At 61.3% G+C, this 20,563-nt stretch carries 17 protein-coding genes and 1 pseudogene; 8 read left to right on the top strand and 10 right to left on the bottom strand.

Annotation, left to right across the window (positions count from 1 at the left end):
- Positions 1–57: 57 nt before the first annotated feature.
- A complete protein-coding gene (locus tag ACS4NR_RS10855) occupies positions 58–516 on the bottom strand; it encodes an REP-associated tyrosine transposase (protein ID WP_456020070.1) in 459 nt (152 codons plus the stop codon).
- Between the two features lie 353 nt (positions 517–869).
- Here ACS4NR_RS10855 and ACS4NR_RS10850 point away from each other — a divergent pair, with 353 nt between their 5' ends.
- Genes ACS4NR_RS10850 through ligD form a run of 3 tightly spaced genes read left to right on the top strand, consistent with a single transcriptional unit; the run spans position 870 to position 5,849 of the window.
- A complete protein-coding gene (locus ACS4NR_RS10850) occupies positions 870–2,249 on the top strand; it encodes an iron-containing redox enzyme family protein (protein WP_456020069.1) in 1,380 nt (459 codons plus the stop codon).
- 10 nt (positions 2,250–2,259) lie between these two features.
- Positions 2,260–3,213, top strand: a complete 954-nt coding sequence (locus ACS4NR_RS10845) for a methyltransferase (RefSeq protein ID WP_456020068.1) — start codon at positions 2,260–2,262, stop codon at positions 3,211–3,213.
- Positions 3,214–3,230: 17 nt separating this feature from the next.
- The gene (ligD, locus tag ACS4NR_RS10840; RefSeq protein WP_456020067.1) at positions 3,231–5,849 is read left to right on the top strand and encodes a DNA ligase D; all 2,619 of its coding nucleotides are present in this window, start codon (positions 3,231–3,233) and stop codon (positions 5,847–5,849) included.
- On the opposite strand, the gene ACS4NR_RS10835 is transcribed toward ligD, so the two are convergent.
- Both ACS4NR_RS10835 and ACS4NR_RS10830 read right to left on the bottom strand, forming a co-directional pair.
- Positions 5,850–6,272, bottom strand: coding sequence for a hypothetical protein (locus ACS4NR_RS10835; protein ID WP_166497828.1), 423 nt, complete (start codon positions 6,270–6,272; stop codon positions 5,850–5,852).
- Between the two features lie 69 nt (positions 6,273–6,341).
- Entirely contained in the window at positions 6,342–6,656 is a 315-nt protein-coding gene (locus ACS4NR_RS10830) for a DUF2388 domain-containing protein (protein WP_025111286.1), read from the bottom strand.
- A gap of 186 nt (positions 6,657–6,842) precedes the next feature.
- Here ACS4NR_RS10830 and ACS4NR_RS10825 point away from each other — a divergent pair.
- The 3 genes and pseudogenes from ACS4NR_RS10825 to mqo form a co-directional block, all read left to right on the top strand.
- A pseudogene (locus ACS4NR_RS10825) lies at positions 6,843–7,598 on the top strand (MCP four helix bundle domain-containing protein); the annotation flags it as partial.
- A complete protein-coding gene (locus tag ACS4NR_RS10820; RefSeq protein WP_456020387.1) occupies positions 7,593–8,456 on the top strand; it encodes a methyl-accepting chemotaxis protein in 864 nt (287 codons plus the stop codon). The pseudogene ACS4NR_RS10825 and the gene ACS4NR_RS10820, both read left to right, overlap by 6 nt.
- Positions 8,457–8,903: 447 nt before the next feature.
- The gene (gene mqo / locus ACS4NR_RS10815; protein WP_166497826.1) at positions 8,904–10,550 is read left to right on the top strand and encodes a malate dehydrogenase (quinone); all 1,647 of its coding nucleotides are present in this window, start codon (positions 8,904–8,906) and stop codon (positions 10,548–10,550) included.
- 167 nt (positions 10,551–10,717) lie between these two features.
- On the opposite strand, the gene ACS4NR_RS10810 is transcribed toward mqo, so the two are convergent.
- From ACS4NR_RS10810 to ACS4NR_RS10800, 3 genes are all read right to left on the bottom strand, one after another.
- On the bottom strand, positions 10,718–11,149 hold the full coding sequence (locus ACS4NR_RS10810) for a nuclear transport factor 2 family protein (RefSeq protein ID WP_456020066.1): 432 nt from the start codon (positions 11,147–11,149) through the stop codon (positions 10,718–10,720).
- Positions 11,150–11,757: 608 nt separating this feature from the next.
- The gene (locus ACS4NR_RS10805) at positions 11,758–12,624 is read right to left on the bottom strand and encodes a CAP domain-containing protein (RefSeq protein ID WP_456020065.1); all 867 of its coding nucleotides are present in this window, start codon (positions 12,622–12,624) and stop codon (positions 11,758–11,760) included.
- Between the two features lie 288 nt (positions 12,625–12,912).
- The gene (locus ACS4NR_RS10800; protein WP_456020064.1) at positions 12,913–13,686 is read right to left on the bottom strand and encodes an alpha/beta hydrolase; all 774 of its coding nucleotides are present in this window, start codon (positions 13,684–13,686) and stop codon (positions 12,913–12,915) included.
- 112 nt (positions 13,687–13,798) lie between these two features.
- On the opposite strand from ACS4NR_RS10800, the gene ACS4NR_RS10795 reads away from it, so the two are divergent.
- Positions 13,799–14,758, top strand: a complete 960-nt coding sequence (locus ACS4NR_RS10795) for an aldo/keto reductase (protein ID WP_456020063.1) — start codon at positions 13,799–13,801, stop codon at positions 14,756–14,758.
- Positions 14,759–15,118: 360 nt separating this feature from the next.
- Here the strand turns inward: ACS4NR_RS10795 and ACS4NR_RS10790 are convergent, their stop codons facing one another.
- Positions 15,119–16,012, bottom strand: coding sequence for a LysR family transcriptional regulator (locus tag ACS4NR_RS10790; protein ID WP_443535912.1), 894 nt, complete (start codon positions 16,010–16,012; stop codon positions 15,119–15,121).
- Between the two features lie 196 nt (positions 16,013–16,208).
- Between ACS4NR_RS10790 and ACS4NR_RS10785 the strand changes: the two genes are divergently transcribed.
- Complete coding sequence (locus ACS4NR_RS10785; RefSeq protein ID WP_456020062.1) at positions 16,209–16,625, top strand: (R)-mandelonitrile lyase; 417 nt, start codon at positions 16,209–16,211, stop codon at positions 16,623–16,625.
- A gap of 95 nt (positions 16,626–16,720) precedes the next feature.
- Here ACS4NR_RS10785 and paoC read toward each other — a convergent pair whose 3' ends face one another.
- Genes paoC through paoA form a run of 3 tightly spaced genes read right to left on the bottom strand, consistent with a single transcriptional unit; the run spans position 16,721 to position 20,489 of the window.
- Positions 16,721–18,916, bottom strand: a complete 2,196-nt coding sequence (gene paoC, locus ACS4NR_RS10780; RefSeq protein WP_456020061.1) for an aldehyde oxidoreductase molybdenum-binding subunit PaoC — start codon at positions 18,914–18,916, stop codon at positions 16,721–16,723.
- Positions 18,913–19,869, bottom strand: a complete 957-nt coding sequence (locus tag ACS4NR_RS10775) for an FAD binding domain-containing protein (protein ID WP_456020060.1) — start codon at positions 19,867–19,869, stop codon at positions 18,913–18,915. Before ACS4NR_RS10775 ends, paoC begins: the two co-directional genes overlap by 4 nt.
- Positions 19,866–20,489: an aldehyde dehydrogenase iron-sulfur subunit PaoA gene (paoA, locus tag ACS4NR_RS10770; RefSeq protein ID WP_456020059.1), complete on the bottom strand. Its 624-nt coding sequence runs from the start codon at positions 20,487–20,489 to the stop codon at positions 19,866–19,868. The genes ACS4NR_RS10775 and paoA overlap by 4 nt, the downstream gene beginning before the upstream one ends.
- Positions 20,490–20,563 lie beyond the last annotated feature (74 nt).

Raw genomic sequence — 20,563 nt, 5'->3', positions numbered from 1 at the left:
TACAGGGGAAAAGTGTTCCAAATGTAGGAGCTGCCGAAGGCTGCGATCTTTTGCTCTTCAAAGCCAGATTGCGTCCCACAACGGGTAATCACCCAAGCGCTGCACCAGACCGGCCCGCAATGGATTCATGACAATGTAGCGGGCGGCCGCTTTCAAATCCTCATCGCGACGCAGAGCGCGGTCGTGATATCCGCGTTGCCACAGGCCGCCCTGTCTACCGAAAATCAAATTGATTGACCGGCAACTTCTTGCCTTTACACGACACATCAATTGCGCCAAAGAACCTTGCTTCAGTTCAACCAGCCAATGCAGGTGATCCGGCATGACCACCCAAGCCAAAGACACGACCAATCCTGCCTCATCTGTCGCGCGCATCTGTTCAACCAACAGTCGTCCGATTCTCCAGTCGCTAAACACCGGTCGACGTTCCTTAATCACCGCTGTCAGCAAATAAACCCGCCCAACCTCCGAATAGCGTCCCTTGCGTAAACCGCAGGCTTTTGCAGCTTCAGGCATTCCATTGCCCTCTGTAACCATCGTCCTTCAACACTAGCTGCCCAATGACAGTTCACGAACCCAAGCCATTACACGATGTAAATGTAGGAGCTGCCGAAGGCTGCGATCTTTTGATCTTGATCGTAAAAGACAAAATCAAAAGATCGCAGCCTTCGGCAGCTCCTACAGTGACCAAGTGACCAAGTGACCAAGTGACCAAGTGATGATTGATCAAGTGAAAGAGAATTGGCGCTGATCAGGCCGTCCGTCAGGGCAATTTTCATGTCGATTGAATTTTTCTCCGTAGCGGTTGCTCTGCTGATGTAGAGGCGTGAAACAACGCCCTGACCGGCCAACCGAGTGAGAACACTGACATGACTGCCCTGACCCCTCTGCATGCGCCGAGTGCGCAGCAACAGCCCATCACTGCCGACGGTGACCTGCGGCGCATTTATGAGGCACTGCTGCTTGAGGATGCGCCTGAAACCCTCGCGCAGGACTTTCTCGCCGAGCAGTTGCAGCGCGCCGCGCTGTTGCCCGAGGAACTTCCGCAGGATCCGTCGGCGTGGCAAGGCTGGGTCGCCGAGCACTGCACAGAAGTTGCCCGGCAGTACGCCGATTACCTGCAACAGCGCCAGGCCGGCGGACCGCGCCAGTTCTTCCGTAACAAGGCTCACGCGTTGTACTTTCTGCAAGCCGTGGCGCCGACCAAACTGGTCGATGGCGCGTGGTTGTACGGTTTGTTGGCGCAGTGGCGCGACCCGCGTTTCGACGGGTTGCTGTGTACCTATCTGGAAGAACTCGGCGACGGCAATCCGGCGCAAAACCACGTGGTGATCTACCGCAAACTGCTCGCTGAGCACGGTTTGCAGGACGCCAGCGCCATCGCCGATGAACGCTACCTGCAAGGTGCCCTGCAACTGGCACTCGGCGCCTGTGGCGAAAGCTTGCTGCCGGAGGTGATCGGCTACAACCTCGGCTACGAACAACTGCCGCTGCATTTGCTGATCAGTGCCTATGAACTCAGTGAGTTGGGCATTGATCCTTACTACTTCACCCTGCATGTGACCATCGATAACGCCAGCACCGGCCATGCGCAAAAAGCCGTGCAGTCGGTACTCGACTTGCTGCCGCTGGAAGCCGATCGCGGCGAATTTCTGCGTCGGGTGTCGCTGGGCTATCGACTCAATGACCTGGGGCAGGGCAGTCGCGCGATCATCGAGGGTTTTGACCTGGAGCAGGAAGTGCTGGCGATGCTCGAGCGCAAGCGCCCGTTCGGTCAGCACATGCACTCCGATTACTGCCGTTTCGAAGGCAAAACCGTCAATCAGTGGCTGGCCACTCCCGAACAGCTACCGGGTTTCCTGCAGGCAATGCAGGACAAAGGCTGGATCAAACGCAACGAAGATCCGCAGGCTAGCCGTTTCTGGCAACTGATTGACGGCGACGGTGCGGCGATGTTCGGCGTGTTCAGTCCGTATGAAAAGCAGCTGCTGCACGACTGGATTGCCGGCGACTGGACCCCATCCGACCAACGCAAAGCGCCACGACGCAGCCGTCAGGTCGCCACCCCGGACGCCGCCGTGCCCGAACACGATCCCGATGTGCAGCGCCTGATGTCTGCCCTGCAAGGGCAGGACGGACACGCGCAAATGGCGACGCTGATCCCTTGGCTGGCACCGGCCCGCCATGCCCACCCGGCGGGGCTGCTGGCGACACGTCGGTTTATCGAACTCAAATCCAGTCTGCGTTAAGGAAATCTCCATGAATCAGGAAGAACAATTGTCCGCCAACGACCTGACGCTGCTGCAACTCGGCCGGCGCTTGCAGGCCGACGGCTACCATTTCATCACGCCGACGCCATTGACCCATCAGCGGGTCAACCAGCGTGACGAAGGGCAGGTGGCCGATACCCTGCGCGACGTCTTCGGCTGGTCGCGCCCGTTCGAACCGGGGCTGTTGTCCGCTGACGAACAGCGGCAATTGCAGGAGGCACAAGTGATTGACGTCTACGACGGCCGCTTGAAGAGCCGGGTGCGCTGGTCGAGTCTGGATGACCTGCTGTTCGTGCATTCGGGCTTCCCAACCGATGCCGCCGATTCGGTGTTTTTCGGCCCGGACACCTACCGTTTCGCGCAACTGATTCACGCGCATCTGCAACAGAGCTTCGCGCCGATTCAGCGTGCGGTGGACATTGGCTGCGGCGCCGGCGTCGGCGCAATCCTGATTGCCCGCGCGCGCCGCGAAGCCGAGGTGCTGGCGGTGGACATCAATCCCGCCGCGCTGCGCCTGACCGCGATCAATGCGGCATTGGCCGAGGTCGCCAATGTCGAGGTGCTGGCCAGTGATGTACTGCAGGGCACCGAAGGCAACTTCGATCTGATCGTCGCCAACCCGCCGTATATGGCTGACCCGGCCGGGCGTGCTTATCGGCATGGCGGTGGGTCGCTCGGTGCGGGGTTGTCGCTGCGCATCGTCGAGCAGGCGCTCAATCGACTGGCGCCCGGTGGCTCGTTGCTGTTGTACACCGGGGTAGCGATGGTCGATGGTCGTGATCCGTTTTTCGACACCGTGGTGCCACGCCTGGATTCGACGCGATTCGGCTGGACCTATCGCGAACTGGATCCTGACGTGTTCGGTGAAGAGTTGTTGAACCCCGGTTACCAGCGCGTGGACCGGATCGCCGTGGTCGCGCTGACCGTGACCCGCATTGGCTGACACAAGGCAGGTGCGCCATGAACAGGAACCTCGACGATTACAACCGCATGCGCGATTTCTCGGCGACCTCGGAGCCGGCCGCCGTCAAGCGCCGTGGCCGCAGCAAGGCCACTGAACATGCGCTGCAGTTTTGCATCCAGAAGCACGACGCGTCGCACCTGCATTATGACTTTCGCCTCGAACTCGATGGTGCGCTGAAGAGCTGGGCGGTGCCCAAGGGGCCGTCGCTCGATCCCAAGGTCAAGCGCCTGGCGGTGCACGTCGAAGACCATCCACTGGATTACGCGACGTTCGAGGGCAGCATCCCCGAGGGGCATTACGGCGCCGGCGATGTGATTGTCTGGGATCGTGGCGTGTGGATTCCGCTGGAGGATCCGGCCAAGGCTTACGCCAAGGGCAAACTCAAGTTCGAGCTGCAGGGCGAAAAGCTCTCCGGGATCTGGAACCTGGTGCGCACGCACATGCCGGGCAAGAAGGAAAACTGGTTTCTGATCAAACATCAGGACAGCGCCGCGCGCCCGCAAGACGATTACGACGTGCTCAGCGCCGAGCCGGACAGCGTGCTCAGCGAACGCACCCTGATCAGCAAACCCAAGCTCGCCGCCGAGCAAGCCAAGCCAGTGAAGAAGTCCCCGGCCAAACCGCGCAAGGCGGGGTCCGGGACGCTCACCGGTGCGCGCAAGGCCAAACTGCCGGCGCAGCTCAAACCGGAACTGGCGACTCTGGTCGACAGCGCACCCGAAGGACAGTGGAGCTACGAAATCAAGTTCGACGGTTACCGGATCATGGCGCGCATCGATCACGATCAGGTGCAACTCTTCACCCGCAACGGCCACGACTGGACGCACAAACTGCCGCAACAGGCGCAAGCGCTTGCCGAGTTGGGGCTGGAATCGGCATGGCTGGATGGCGAAATGGTAGTCGCCAACGAACACGGTGTGCCGGACTTTCAGGCGCTGCAAAACGCGTTCGAAGCCGGGCGCAGCGCCAGCATCATGTACTACCTGTTCGACATGCCCTATCTCAACGGCGTCGACCTGCGCGAAGTCCCGGTCGAGGAACGCCGCGCGGCGTTGTCCACGGTACTCGGTGGGCATGAACAGCCGTTGCTGCGCTTCTCCGAAGCCTTCGATGAAACTCCGGACGCGTTGCTTAACAGCGCCTGCCAGATGCAGATGGAAGGGCTGATCGGCAAACGCCTCGGCTCGCCCTACGTGTCGCGGCGCAGCAGCGACTGGATCAAGCTCAAGTGCAAGCATCGGCAGGAATTCGTGGTTGTCGGCTACACCGATCCGAAAGGTGCGCGCAGTGCCTTCGGCGCGCTGCTGCTGGGCCTGCATGATCGCGACAGTGGCGAGTTGCGCTATGCCGGCAAGGTCGGCACCGGTTTCAACGAAACCACACTGAAAAGCATCCTCGCTCAGCTCAAGCCGTTGCAGGTGAAGAAGGCTGCCGTGGTCAATCCGCCCAGCGGCTTCGAGGCCAAAGGTGTGCACTGGCTCAAACCCAATCTGTTGGCAGAAGTGGCATTCGCCGAAATGACCAAGGACGGTTCGGTGCGCCACGCTGTGTTCCATGGGCTGCGCAATGACAAACCGGCCAAGTCAATTACCGAGGAGCGCGCGAAACCCGTGAAGACTTCAGCGAAAGCCACCCCGTCGAAAAAAGCTGCCTCGACGAAGAAAACTGCAGAATCAAAGAAAGCCACTGAGCCGAAGAAAGCCGAACCGGCGCCATCACAGCTCGGCCTCGCCAGCGGCAAGGTGCGCATCACCCACCCCGACCGGGTGATCGATGCGGTCAGCGGCACCACCAAGATGCAACTGGCCGAGTATTACGCCAGCGTCGCCGAGTGGATCCTGCCGCAGCTCAAGGATCGCCCGGTTGCGCTGGTGCGGGCGCCGGACGGCATTGCCGGCGAGCTGTTCTTCCAGAAAAACGCCGAGCGCCTGGCGATTCCCGGCATCACCACGCTGGACAAGGACGTTACCGGGCAACCGGTGATGTTGATCAACAACGCCGAAGCCTTGATCGGCGCAGTGCAGATGAGCACGGTCGAGTTGCACACCTGGAACGCCACCACCGTCGATCTGGACAAGCCTGACCGCTTCGTCCTCGATCTCGACCCTGACCCTGCGCTGCCGTGGAAAAGCATGGTCGAAGCCACCGCACTGACCCTCACCGTGCTGGATGAACTGGGGCTCAAGGCCTTTCTCAAGACCAGTGGCGGCAAGGGCATTCACCTGGTGGTGCCGTTGACCCGCAAGCATGGCTGGGACGAGGTCAAGGATTTCAGCCATGCGATCGTCAGTCACATGGCCAAGCTGTTGCCGGAACGTTTCTCAGCGGTGTCCGGGCCGAAAAATCGTGTCGGGCGAATCTTTATCGATTACCTGCGCAACGGTCTGGGCGCCACCACTATTTGTACCTATGCCGCGCGTACCCGTGAGGGCCTGCCGGTGTCGGTACCGCTGTTTCGCGAAGAAGTGGGTGAAATCAAGGGCGGCAATCAGTGGAACATCAGCAATGTCCATGAGCGCTTGAACGATGTCGGCGATGAGCCGTGGGCCGACATGAAGAAAACCCGCCAAAGCATCACCGCAGAGATGCGCAAACGGGTCGGGATGAAACGCTGATCAGGTGTCGCGCAGCAAGTCGTGGGCGTTGAGCAGTTCGAAGGCGATTTCGGGGTGGTTGTTCAGGCCCCGGCGAATCGCGGCCGGGATTGACTTGCGCGTCTTGCGGCACAGCCCCGGCAGTGCCTCGATCTGAATCTCGATGCCGAGCATGCTGCGCACCTCATGAAACCCCGGAGCAACTTCCACGCGCAGGCCCAACTGCTCGTGCATGCGCTGTTGTAGATGCCGCAAGTCCGCGAGGTCTTTGAGTTGTTCCAGGCGTGCCAAGAGGATTTTTTCCTGCTCGCGGGTCAGGCGCAGAATGCGCAGATCGGTGCCGGGCGTTTCCAGCAACGATTCGCGCCCGCAATCGCAGGCGCCGGGCGGGCAGGGTGAGCGCAAAGGCGCAGCAGGCGCAAGAGTCGTCATGGCCTCCATCATAGAGGCCGTCAGACGGTTTTGCCTATGCGCCCTCAACTGCCGTCCATCGGCCGCTGTGTCCCTTGGCAATTACTGATTCAGGCCTTCGTAATGCACCAGAATCGCGTTGGCGAGATCTTCATCGCTGGCATTGAGGCCGGGGTTGTCGTGACGCACCTGTTGCAGCACCGATTCCAGATAAACCCCACGGATGGCCCCGCCGCTGGCGACGAACGCTGACAGGTCGTCGCGCGCCGGGATCACCATTTTGTGATCCTTGAAGGTCGAGTACAGCGAGGCGGAAACACCCGCCGAGGTGGCGACATCGCCGGCATCGACACGGGCCAGCGCCGAGCCGACAGGGAGGCAGAGCAGGAGAGAAGAAACGAGCACTAACTTGCGCATGACGGTGTTCCTCCACAAGCGCGAAGCAAAAAGGAAGACTACATAATCTCAGAGGTGCGACCTTTGCCGGAGTTCCGTCGAACGCGCGGATACTTGCTGAAACGCTCTGAAGCGGCACTTCTGCACAAATAAGCTTAACTGAAATCCTGACAGGCGCATTCGGCGCGCCTCACGGAGGAACCCACGGTGTCGATCAAATTGCGTTTGCTGTTGCTGATAGCAACCAGCCTGCTGACGGCGCTGATCGTGAGTCTGGTCAGCTATGTGGGAAATACGCGCATGTCCGCGGCGGTGAACGACAACGCGGTGAGCATGACCGCGCTGCGCAATCACATGGAAGCCGACATGATGCACGACGCGCTGAGGGCCGACGTGTACTCGGCGATGCTGGTCGGCCTGGGCAAAAGCACCGGCACGGCCGCCGAGGTGCGTGATTCGATCAGCGAGCACGCCACGCATTTTCGCGAAGTGCAGGAAGAAAACCTCAAATTGCCGGTCAACCCGACGATCAAGTCTGCGCTGGAACACATAAAACCCAGCCTGGACACCTACATTGCAGCGGCCGAGCGCATTGTCGGCCTGGCACTGGACAATCCGGACAGCGCGCAACGGGAGCTGGGCACGTTCAACACTGCTTTCACTGAGCTTGAAGAGCAGATGGCCGCGCTCAGCGAACTGATCGAAAGCAATACCCGCGACACCAGTCAGGCCACCGAAAGCGCCATTCGCAATGCCAACATTGCCCTCGGCGTGGTGTTGCTCGCCGGTCTGCTGCTGTTGCTGGCGCAGGGGCGCTGGGTGACCCGCAGCATCATGGGGCCCCTGAAGTCCGCCAACCACATCGCGCAAAGCATCGCCCACGGCAACCTCAGCGAGCCGATCAGCGAACCGCCCGGCAAGGACGAGGCCAGCACGCTGATCCGCAGCCTGGCGACCATGCAGCGCGACCTGCGCACCATGATCGACGTCGTGCGGCGCAACGCCCATGGCGTCAGCGGCATGAGCGAGCAGTTGAGTCACGGTTGCCATCAGGTCGCCGACAGCAGTCAGCAGCAAAGCGCCGCCGCCGGCACCATGGCCGCTGCCGCCAGCCAGATGACCGCCAGCATCGAGGAAATCACTCGTCATGCCGAGCGCGCGCTGGGCATGGCCAATCAGGCCGAGTCGCTGGCCAAGAGCGGCGGGCAGGTGATCCATCAGGTGGTCAGCGACATGGACGACATCGCCCGCTCGGCGCAACAGTCGGCGCAGGTGATCCGTACGCTGGATCAGGAATCCGAAGGCATCTTCAACATCATTCAGGTGATCAAGAGCATCGCCGACCAGACCAACCTGCTGGCGCTCAACGCGGCCATCGAAGCCGCTCGGGCTGGCGAGCAGGGCCGGGGCTTTGCCGTTGTAGCCGACGAAGTGCGCAGCCTGGCGGCACGCACCAGTGCTTCAACCCAGGAAATCGCCGCGATGGTCGCGCGCATCCAGCACAGCACCCGCGAGGCGGTCAGCAGCATGGAGGCCGGCGTGGCCCAGGTCGACAAGGGCATGGCGGTGACGGCTGAAGTCGAACGAGCGATACGCGAAATCCTCGACGCCACCCTCAGCACTACGCAACTGGTCAACGACATCACTCGCACCATCGGCGAGCAAAGTCATGCCAGCAACGAAATCGCCCATCAGGTGGAGATGATCGCGGGCATGTCGGAGGGCAACAGCAAGGTGATCGGGCAGACGGCCAATACTACCGATGAGTTGTCGAGTCTGGCGGGGGCGTTGGCGTTGTCGGTGGATCGGTTTCGCTTGTAGTGCCGCCATCGCGAGCAGCCCCATTCCCTGTAGGAGTGAGCCTGCTCGCGATGGGGTCAGCCCAGCCATCACAGGTTTCGGGATCATGTTCAGCCCAAACCGGCCGATAACGTCCAAAGCGGAAAAAGACTCTCAAGTCGGGAACAGACGCGCGGGTTTGCCCTGACGTGATATTCTTCGCGCCAACTTGGTTTGACCTTATTCGGTTTGCCTGCCTTTGGGGCGGGCTGACGGAATCCCTGTCGCTCAAGTAGCTGAAGCCAATAATGATAAGAAGTCAGTTCAGAAGGGACATTAACTGAGGTCGATGCGGTACGTCGGCCTTGTGTGCCCACCCGTCAAAATTGAAGTGTGCCGGAATCTGCGACGCGAGCCTGAGCGTCATCAAAGCGGATCGCATACAGATAACAGCGGCGGGCGGAAGGCGTTTTATCATAGGTGCAACGGATGTTTAAGAAAGTGAACACAGCCTTGCTCGGGCTGGCTTTGGCGATGGGGATGTCGTCCGCCAATGCTGCAGAAGCAAAGAAAGTCGACGTTCTGCTGATCGGCGGCGGCATCATGAGCACCACCCTGGGTGTGTGGATCAATGAGCTGGAGCCAAGCTGGTCGATGGAAATGGTCGAGCGCCTCGATGGCGTCGCCCTGGAAAGCTCTAACGGCTGGAACAACGCCGGTACCGGTCACTCGGCCCTGGCTGAGCTGAACTACACCCCGGAAGACGACAAAGGCAACGTGACGATCCCGAAAGCGGTCGAGATCAACGAAGCGTTCCAGGTGTCCCGTCAGTTCTGGGCCTGGCAGGTTCAGCAAGGCGTTCTGAAGAACCCTCGCTCGTTCATCAACACCACTCCGCACATGAGCTTCGTGTGGGGCGATGACAACATCAAGTTCCTGAAAAAGCGCTACGAAGCCCTGCAAGCGAGCCCGCTGTTCGCCGGCATGCAGTACTCCGAAGACCCGGCTGTGATCAAGAAGTGGGTCCCGCTGATGATGGAAGGGCGTGACCCGAACCAGAAAATCGCGGCCACCTGGAGCCCGCTGGGTACCGACATGAACTTCGGCGAAATCACCCGCCAGTTCGCCGCTTACCTGCAGACCAAGCCTAACTTCGATCTGAAACTGTCCAGCGAAGTGCAGGACATCACCAAGAACGAAGACGGCACCTGGCGCGTCAGCTACAAAAACCTGAAAGACGGCACCAAAACCGAAACCGACGCCAAGTTCGTGTTCATCGGCGCTGGTGGCGGCGCTCTGCACCTGCTGCAGAAGTCGGGCATTCCTGAAGCCAAGGAATACGCTGGCTTCCCGGTCGGCGGCTCGTTCCTGGTGACCGATAACCCGGCCATCGCCGAGCAGCACCTGGCCAAGGCCTACGGTAAAGCTTCGGTTGGCGCACCGCCGATGTCGGTTCCGCACCTGGACACCCGTGTTCTGGACGGCAAGCGCGTCATCCTGTTTGGCCCATTCGCGACCTTCAGCACCAAGTTCCTCAAAGAAGGCTCGTACCTGGACCTGCTGACCAGCACCACCACCCACAACATCTGGCCGATGACCAAGGTCGGCATCAAGGAATACCCGCTGGTCGAGTACCTGGCCGGTCAACTGATGCTGTCGGATGAAGACCGTCTGAACGCGCTGAAGGAATACTTCCCGAACGCCAAAGCCGAAGACTGGCGCCTGTGGCAAGCCGGCCAGCGCGTGCAAATCATCAAGCGTGATGAAGCCGCTGGCGGCGTGCTGAAACTGGGCACCGAAATCGTTGCTGCGCAAGACGGCTCCATCGCCGGCCTGCTGGGCGCATCGCCAGGCGCGTCGACCGCTGCACCGATCATGCTGAGCGTGCTGCAGAAAGTCTTCAAAGACAAAGTCGCCACCCCTGAGTGGCAAGCCAAGCTGCACCAGATCGTTCCAAGCTACGGCACTCAGCTGAACAACGATCCGGCCAAAGTGGCACAAGAGTGGGCGTACACCGCCAAGATCCTCGAACTGCCGACTCCACCGGTGATCGGTCAGGCTGCTGCTCCGGCTGCACCTGCAGCTGAAAAAGCTGAAGCGCCGAAGGAAAATGCTGCACGTGACATGGCGCTGTAACTAGACGCCTGATGCACAAAAGCCCACTGAACCGGTAATGGTCAGTGGGCTTTTTTGTGGCGCCACTCCCCTGTAGGAGCTGCCGAAGGTTCGGGCCGCGATCGGACGATCTTTTGATCTTGTTTTTGAAAAATCAAAGTCAAAAAGATCGCAGCCTGCGGCAGCTCCTACACTTGTTTTGCGTTTGCCAGATAGGCGCCAAGCCGACGGCCCATTTCTTCGCCGAGGGCCTGCAAGCCGCTCAACGGCCGCACCATCACCTCGAACTCGACAATCTTCCCGCTTTCATCAAAGCGAATCATGTCGATCCCCTTCAACTCTTTTGCCCCCACCTTGGCACTGAACTCCAGCACCACATTCAAACCATCGGCAGTCGCCAGTTCGCGGTGGTATTTGAAGTCTTCAAATACGTTGCATACGGTGCTGAGGATCATCGTCACCACTTGCGCGCCGGGGTAAGGCGAGTGGGCCATGGGCGAGCGGAATACCGCGTTCGGGTCGAGCAGTTCGGGCAAGGCCTTGAGGTTGCCGGTGCGGATCATCTCGTGCCAGCGTTTCAGGGATTCGGCAGCGTTGGCGTGCAGGTTCAGTTCGGACATTGACCACTCCTGGAATTGTTGTTGTTCTTCGCGCGACGGCAATCACTCTAGTTCAAAGCGGAGGATCACGAACTGTTGTGTGCCGATCTGAATACCAGAGCATGGGCGGAGCGGATCAGATTGGCATCTGATCCGTATTTTTCTGCTGGATCTGCCTCTGTAACCGGTTCAGTCAGGCGCTCAGAATAGCCCGGCAGTTCGGTCACACGCGGCAGCCCTTCATCCCGAAGCGCCCGGTGCACCGCAAGCTCAACATTAAGGAGAGCAGCATGAACAAGATGGCGATTTTCCTCGGTGGGTTTCTGACGTTGACCATTCTGATCGGAATGCTCGCGACGATATCTCCGGTCTGAACCCCGGCCGTTTTACACCAGACTCCAGCGCCCTTTTTTGTCGAAGGGCGCGATTGTTTCTACTGCGCTGTAATTTCTCGCATCAAACCGAACTGGACTGAACCGGGAGGCGGCGCAAGCGATTGAGGGTGTATGTACCGGCCTCTTCGCGAGCAAGCCCGCTCCCACATGGATTTGTGAACAACACAGATCCAGTGTGGGAGCGGGCTTGCTCGCGAAGGGGCCAGTAGCGTCACTGAAAATCTCTCAAGCGAATCAAGGCGCACCAAACACCATCGTCCAATAAACCCCCTCATCACTGCGCGCCTCACTGGCGAACCCGGCGCCGACCTGGGTGAACATCGGATTCATCAGGTTGGCGCAGTGCCCGGGGCTGGCCAGCCATCCGGCCATCGCCTTGCCTGGTGAACTCTGGCCGGCGGCGATATTTTCGCCGATCTGCCGACCTCGATAACCCGCCGCCCGGGCGCGATCTGCCGGCATATCGCCGTCCGGGTCGCGATGGGCGAAATAGTTGCCGTAGGCCATGGCTTTGCTGTGGCCTTGTGCGGCGGCTCCCAGCGCGGCGTTCCAGCTCAGGGGGCGGGCGGCGGCGAAGCGTTGGCGCCCGCACATCCGTGGGCGTGCCCGTGCGGCGTTGACCTGCGCAAGCAATGCCTTGCCGACGCTGCGGTTGTCGCCGACACGACTGTCGAGCACCGGTCGCGCCAGTACCACTTGCCATTCACCGCGGGAGCGGCTGACGCCGATGTCGGCGTACTGCGCGTCAAGCAGGGCGGAGCAGTGGCTGTCTTGCAGCTGTTCGAAGGCTTCCTCAGCATCCTCGGCACCGACAATGCGGATACTGCGCACCGCTACCGCCGAATAACCCGAAGATTTCAACCTCTCGCGCAAGCCACCGCCGTAGCCATAGCCGATCGGCAACGCCAGATTCGATTTCAGCGACAGTGGCGCCAGGCGCTGGGCAGGGCGGCGGTCGCAACGTTGCGGATGGGCGCGATAGTCGTTGATCGCGGCGGCCAGTTGCCGCTCTTCGCTGGCGTGGGAGGTCTCGGTGAATAGTGGGGCAAGGATCAGCAGGCACAGCGAAACGAAGCGTGATGAGCGAACGACATGGCGCATGGGACGGCAGACTCAGGGAAAAAGACAGTGCTGAAGTGGGTAGCCGCTGAATACGGCGCCACTAGGACTGGGCTTTTTGCACTTGGTTCATGCTGGCTACCTGGCTTTTTTGGTGGGACGAAGAAGGGCAGGGCCACTCTGGTTTTGTATGGTAAGGACTGGCCTCATCGCGAGCAGGCTCACTCCTACAGTGTCCGTGGCGTATACAAGACCTGTGAGCGCACCCGAAACCTGTAGGAGCGAGCCTGCTCGCGAAGGGGCCAGTCCAGACAATGCAATAAACAGCCATCAGCGATTGAGCACATCTCCCATCCACTGCAGATACTGCACCCGCTCGGAAATCGAGTTGTGCCCCGAATCCGGCACCACCCGCAGCGTCGCCACGCCTTTGGGGAAATGCGTCAGCAGCCGCTGCGTACTGTCCCGTGGAATCACCTCGTCATCGCTGGCAGCAAGCAGCAGAGTCGGCACTTGAATGTGCGCGGCATAGCGGCCTGACTCGTAGCGATCCTTCAGCAACCATCTGACCGGAAACCACGGGTATTGGCGGACGGCGAGTTCTTCGAGGCTGTTGTACGGTGTCACCAGTATTAGCTGGTTCGCCGGGCGCTGACTCGCCAGCCGCACCGCCACCCCGGAACCCAGGCTGCGCCCGATCACGGCAATCTGCGGATGGCTGGCGTACACCTGATCGAACAGCGCCAACGCATCTTCGGCAAGCGCTTCTTCCGAAGGCGAGCCGCCGCTGCCACCGAAACCCCGATAGTTCAGCAGGTACACCGCGTACTCGGGAAAGGCTGCGCTGAATGAAGGCAGGTTGCGCGACACATCTTCGGCATTGCCGCCAAAGTAGATCAGCGCTTTCGGCCCGGCGTGTTCGCGGACGGTCACCCACACATCGGCCTCCGGCATCGCCAGTTTCAGCCGCGAATCTGCCGTAGTCACGGCGTTGTCAGGCTGGGGGAAATAGATCAGCGAACGCTGAAAAATGAACAGCGCCCCGCACAGCAACAGGTAGAGGGCGATGAGCAAGGCGACGAGTGACATCAGCTTTCTGGACATTCGACTAACTTTAACGGGGCGCGGGTGTTCGCTGTCGCAGTGTAGTCCAGCGGACTGGGCGGGGCGCCGTCGCACACAACGTGCAACAGATTCACGCAGCAGGGGAACCAGCATGAGCCACACTGAGGGTTGCTCCCGTCGCCGCTTGCTCATGCTGGCTGCCGGGGTTTCGGCGGTCCTGACCTTTGACCGGGCGTTGGCCACCGCCATCACGCCGACTGCCATTTCGCCGAGCCAGGCAGGAGACCAGACCATGCAGACCCGCGCCATCCCTTCCAGCTCCGAGCTGTTGCCCGTGGTGGGCCTGGGCACTTATCGCAGCTTCGACGTTGCCCCCGGCGATCCGCCTTACAAATCATTGCCAGCAGTGCTCGACGAGCTGTTCAAAAAGGGCGGCACGCTGATCGACAGCTCGCCGATGTACGGCCGCGCCGAGCAAGTCACTGGCGAGCTGCTGGCGATCCACGAACCGCGTTCACCCGCGTTTCTGGCGACCAAGGTCTGGACACGCGGGCGCGAGGAGGGCATCGCGCAGATGGAGCAGTCCTTCCGTCTGCTGCGCACCGAGCGCATCGACCTGATGCAGATCCACAACCTGCTGGACTGGCAGAGCCATCTGCCAACCTTGCGCGAATGGAAAGAACAGGGGCGCATTCGCTATATCGGCATCACCCATTACACGCCGTCGGCCTACGATGAAGTCGAAGCGTTGCTCAAGGCCGAACAACTCGACTTCCTGCAAATCAACTACGCCCTCGATGATCGCGGTGTGGAGAAACGCATTCTGCCGCTGTGCCGTGAACGCGGGGTGGCGGTGATCTGCAATCGGCCTTTTGGCGGTGGCGAGTTGCTCGCCCGACTCAAGGGCAAGCCGTTGCCGTCCTGGGTCTCGGACGTGCAGGTCAACAGCTGGCCGCAACTGGCGCTGAAGTTCCTGCTGTCGCACCCGGCGGTGACCTGCGTGATTCCCGGTACCGGCAACCCACGCTATATGGCTGACAACGCCGGCGCCGGGTTCGGGCCGATGCTCACCGATGCGCAGCGCCACCAGTTGATTGCGCTATTGGGCTGATCCGTCTGTGACAGATGAACGCTTTAACGCGCAGCTTTATCGCGAACGCGTCTGAAAGACTGTCAGGTCTGACAGTTGGAAGAGCGGCCCCAGCACATGATCATGCAGATTCACCGGCTTGAATAAAGCAGGCAGATCATGAACGTTTCAGCTAACAGGCTCGTCGGTTGCGTTGCGGTATGCCTTCTGTTGATGTCAGTGGGCGCGTACGCCGCGAGTGCCGAATACATCTGTCTTGGAATGCAGCGTGGGCAAATTACTACTGTCACCGCCAGCTCTCTGAAGGCCGCGATCAAAATAGCGAAAGATCAATGGGGGGCGGCGGGTTGCTATAAAAAATGATAGGTCCCGGCAGGTTTTTCACCCACGATACCGCAGCGCCTCCACCAACAGCGCAAACGCCGGCGCCGCCTGCCGTCGGCTCGGGTAGTACAGGTGGTAACCGGCAAACGTCGGGCACCAGTCTGCCAACACTTGCAGCAGGCTCCCGTCGGCCAGATGCGGCGCGACGATGTTTTCCGGAATGTAGCTGAGGCCGAAACCATCCAGTGCGGCGTCGAGCAGCGGGTAGACGCCATTCAGCGTGACTTGCCCGGCCACCCGCACCTTGAGGCTTTCGTCACCCTTCTCGAATTCCCAGGTGTACAGCCCGCCGTTGGTGGGCAGGCGCAGGTTGTTGCAGGCATGGTCAGTCAAATCTCTTGGTGTTTCCGGTCGAGTGCGGTTGGCGAAGTAGGCCGGGGAGCCGACCACCGCCATGCGCATGTCCGGGCCGATGCGCGTGGCGATCATGCCTTGGGCCACGTCTTCGCCCAGGCGTATGCCGGCGTCGAAGCCTTGCCCGGCGATGTCGACGAAACCGTAATCGCAAATCACCTCGACCGCGATGTCCGGGTACTGCGGCAGGAATTCCTTGAGCACCGGGCGCAACAGCCAGTTCAGCGAATGGTCGGTGGCGCTGATGCGGATCCGGCCGGCCGGGGTTTCGCGCAGGTTGCTCAGGGCCGCCAGTTCCTGTTCGATCTCTTCGAAGCGCGGGCCGATGGTTTGCAGTAAATGTTCGCCGGCCTCGGTAGGGGAGACGCTGCGGGTGGTGCGGGTCAGCAGGCGCAGGCCCAGACGCGCTTCAAGGGCGCGAATGGTATGGCTGAGCGCCGATTGCGAGACGCCGAGTCTGGCTGCCGCTTTGGTGAAACTGCGCTCGCGGGCCACGGCGAGGAAGGCGAGCAGGTCACTGGCGTTTTCTCGAAGCATTGATGAGTGTCCTGCATAAGTTTTTTCGAATTCTAGTCGATTATCTGAAGAGTACGGCTCGGTAAAGTGCCGCAAGTTCCCTGTAGGAGCTGTCGCAGGCTGCGATCTATTGATTTGTTTTTTAGGATCAAGATCAAAAGATCGCAGCCTGCGGCAGCTCCTACAGGGAGGTTTCTTGCAGATTTGGAGTCTTGTGATGAATGCACATATCTCAGGCGTCACCGTTACCCCCAACGGTTCACAACCCTCAGCCAAAGGCCCGGCAGACTGGTTCACTGGCACTGTGCGTGTTGACGCGCCGTTCAAAGGCAGCGACGCCGCGCGCGTCAGCGGCGCAACGGTGACCTTCGAGCCCGGCGCACGGACGGCGTGGCACAGCCATCCGTTGGGTCAGACGCTGATCGTCACCGCTGGTTCAGGTTTTGTGCAGGAGTGGGGTCAGCCGGTTCGGCATATCCGCCCTGGCGATACGGTGTGGATTGCGCCGCAGGTGAAGCACTGGCATGGCGCCGCGCCGACCACGGCGATGACGCACATTGCGATTGCCGAGGTGCTGGAGGGTGAAGTGGTGGAGTGGATGGAGCAGGTGAGTGCTGAGCAGTATCCACACTGATTTCTGTAGGAGCTGCCGAAGGCTGCGATCTTTTGACTTTAGCTTCTCAAGCAAAAGATCGCAGCCTGCGGCAGCTCCTACAGGGGGTGGACGAGTCAGATCATTTCCGGCAACGAATCGAGGATCTTGTCCAGCGTAATCGGATACTCGCGCACCCGCGCCCCGGTGGCGTTGTAGATTGCATTCGCCACCGCCGCACTCACGCCGCAAATCCCCAGTTCACCCACACCCTTGGCTTTCATCGGCGATGAAATCGGATCGGTCTCATCGAGGAAAATCACCTCCTGATGCGGGATGTCGGCATGCACCGGCACCTCGTATCCGGCGAGGTCATGATTGACGAAAAAGCCCAGCCGCTTGTCCACCGCCAGCTCTTCCATCAACGCCGCGCCGACGCCCATGGTCATCGCGCCGATCACCTGGCTGCGCGCGGCTTTCGGGTTGAGGATTCGTCCCGCCGCGCACACCGCGAGCATGCGCCGCACGCGGACTTCGCCGGTCGCTGCATCTACCGCAACCTCCACGAAATGCGCGCCGAAAGTCGACTGCTGATACTGCTTGGCGAGGTCGCCGAATTCGATGCTGTCCTCGGCCTCGACCACGCCATCTTTTGCCGCATCACGCAGCGACAGGGTCTTGCCGCCGGCGCGCACCTGACCGTCGGCGAACTCGACGTCGCTGCCGCTCAGGCCCAGTTTGCCGGCCACCGCTTCACGCAGTTTCATGCACGCGGCATACACCCCGGCGGTCGAGCAATTGCCGCCGAACTGGCCACCGGAGCCGGACGACACCGGGAAGGTCGAATCCCCCAGATGTACGCTGACATCCGCCAGCCCCACGCCCATCATCTCGGCCGCGGTCTGGGCGATGATCGTGTAGCTGCCGGTGCCGATGTCGGTCATGTCGGTTTCCACCGTGACCTTGCCGTCGCGCTCCAGCCGCACTCGGGCGCCGGACTTCAGCAGCAGGTTGTTGCGAAACGCGGCGGCGACGCCCATGCCGATCAGCCAGCGGCCTTCGCGACGACTACCGGGAATAGCATTGCGCTGGTTCCAGCCGAATTTCTCGGCACCGGTCTGCAAGCATTCGATCAGGCGCCGCTGGGAGAACGGACGCTCGGTTTTCACCGGATCGACCTGGGTGTCGTTGAGGATGCGGAACTGCACCGGATCGAGCTTGAGCTGCTCGGCCATTTCGTCCATGGCGATTTCCAGCGCCATCAGCCCCGGCGCTTCACCCGGCGCACGCATGGAATTGCCTTCGGGCAGATCCAGCGGCGCCCGGCGCATGGTCACCCGGCGGTGTTCCCCGGCATAAAGCAACTGGCTCGGCTGCGCGGCGACTTCGACCTTGCCGTCCTTGAGATTACCCGACCAGCCTTCGTGAGCGATGGCGCTGAGCTTGCCGTCCGCCGTGGCGCCCATCCGAATGCGCTGGATCGTGGCCGGGCGGTGGGTGGTGTTGTTGGCCATTTGCGGGCGGGCGAGGGCGACTTTCACCGGGCGGTTGGCCAGGCGCGCACCGAGGGCGGCGAGGATCGCGTCGGCGCGGATGAACAGTTTGCCGCCGAAGCCGCCGCCAATGTATGGCGAGATCAGGCGCACGTTCTCCTTGGGCAGGCCAAGGGTGGTGGCGACATCGCCGACGCTCCAGGCGATCATCTGATTGGAGGTCCACAAAGTCAGATGATCACCTTTCCAGGCGGCCAGGGTCGCGTGCGGTTCCATCATCGCGTGGGACTGATCGGGAGTGGTGTAGGTCTGGTCGAACTGCACCGGTGCAGCGGCGAAGGCCTTGTCGAAATCGCCGTGGGTGACGTCGGGCAATTCGTCGTCTTCGACACCCTGGTCGCGCACGTTGGCCAGTTCGAACTCGCCTTTGGCCGCGACGTAATCGACCTTGACCAGTTGCGCTGCGGCGCGGGCCTGTTCGAAGGTCTCGGCGACCACCAGCGCCACGGCCTGATGATAGTGCTGCACCTCGGGCCCGGCCAGCAGCGGCGCCGCGTTGTATTGGCCCTTGCCGAGTTTGCCGGCATTGGCGGCGGTGACGATGGCCAGCACGCCGGGCGCCGCTTGCGCAGCGTCGAGATCGATGTGGCTGATGCGGCCCTTGGCGATGGCCGAGCCGACCATGAAGCCGTAGGCCTGATTCGCCACGGCCTCGTGCTGCTCGTAGGCATATGGCGCCTGTCCGCTGGTTTTCAGCGGGCCTTCAATGCGGTCGGTGGGTTTGCCGACGACCTTGAGCTGGTCGATCGGATTGGTGGTGGCGGGCGTGTCGAACTTCATGCTTCATCCCTCGCTTGCGCCAACACCGAACCGAGCGTGCGCTCGACCAGGGTCAGTTTGAATTGGTTGTCGTGGGTTGGCGTGGCACCGTCGAGCAAGCGTTCGCTGACGGCTTTTGCGCCTTTGGGCAGCAACGCGTCGGCGTCTTCGACCCGCCACGGTTTCGGCGCAATACCGCCGACTGCCACGCGGCCACTGCCGTCCTTTTGCAGGATCAGACCGACCGATACCAGCGCGAAAGCGTACGACGAACGATCGCGCACCTTGTGATAAATGTGCGTGCCGCCGACCGGCGCCGGCAGGGTCACTGCGGTAATGAACTCGCCTGCTGTGAGGCTGGTTTCGATGTTCGGCGTGTTGCCCGGCAGTTGATGGAAATCGGCGATGGCGATGCTGCGGGTGCTGCCGTCCGGCTTCACCGTTTCAACCTGCGCGTCGAGGGCGCGCATGGCAATTGCCATGTCACTCGGGTGGGTGGCGATGCAGGCGTCACTGACACCGATCAGCCCCAATTGCCGGCTGACCCCGCCAATCGCCGCGCAGCCGCTGCCGGGCTGACGTTTGTTGCAGGCCTGATTGACGTCATAAAAGTACGGGCAGCGGGTGCGTTGCAGCAGGTTGCCGGCGGTGCTCGCCATGTTGCGCAACTGGCCCGAGGCCCCGGCGAGCAGGGCGCGGGAAAGCAGTCCGTAGTCTTTGCGCACGCGGCTGTCAGCGGCCAGGTCGGTGTTGCGCACCAGCGCGCCGATGCGCAATCCGCCTTCAGGCGTGGCTTCGATCTGATCGAGGCCCAAGTGGTTGACGTCGATCAGGTGCAGCGGGGTTTCGATGTCGAGTTTCATCAGGTCCAGCAGGTTGGTACCACCGGCGATGAACTTCGCGCCTTCGACCTGTGCCGCCAGCGCTGCGGCTGCGGCAGGGGAATCGGCGCGGCTGTAATTGAACGCTCTCATGCTGGCACCTGCGCGACTTCAGTGATGGCTTCGATGATGTTCGAGTAGGCGCCGCAGCGGCAGATGTTGCCGCTCATGCGTTCCTGGAATTCGCTGGCAATCAGTTGCGGGGCTTCGGTCAGGCTGGGGCTGACGTGGCTGGGAATGCCCTCGCGGATTTCCTTGAGCACCGCCACCGCCGAGCAGATCTGCCCCGGCGTGCAATAGCCGCACTGGTAGCCGTCGTGCTTGATGAACGCGGCCTGCATCGGGTGCAAATTGTCGGGCATGCCGAGGCCTTCGATGGTGGTGATCTCGCTGCCTTCGTGCATCACCGCAAGCGTCAGGCAGGCATTGATTCGGCGGCCGTCGGCGATGACGGTGCAGGCACCGCACTGGCCGTGGTCGCAGCCTTTTTTGCTGCCGGTCAGGTGCAGGTGCTCGCGCAGGGCGTCGAGCAGGGTGGTGCGGTTGTCGACCTCAAGGGCTTGGGTTTTACCGTTGACGTTGATGGTCAGTTTGGCCATAGCGGGTTGCTCCAGACTGGCCGCGTAGGCCTTGAGGCTAATGAAGGGGGGCATTGCAAACTCGGTGGCGGTCACCGCGCCGAGGATCAGGAATCTTCGTCGGGAAATCGTCATGCTTGGATTCCTCTCTGGCTTATCAGGACGGCAGGGATTGAAGGGCCCAATCGGGCGCGCCAGCATGTTTGCCG

It is taken from the genome of Pseudomonas sp. JQ36 (assembly GCF_053851495.1).
This window is presented reverse-complemented; position numbering and strand designations above follow the sequence as displayed.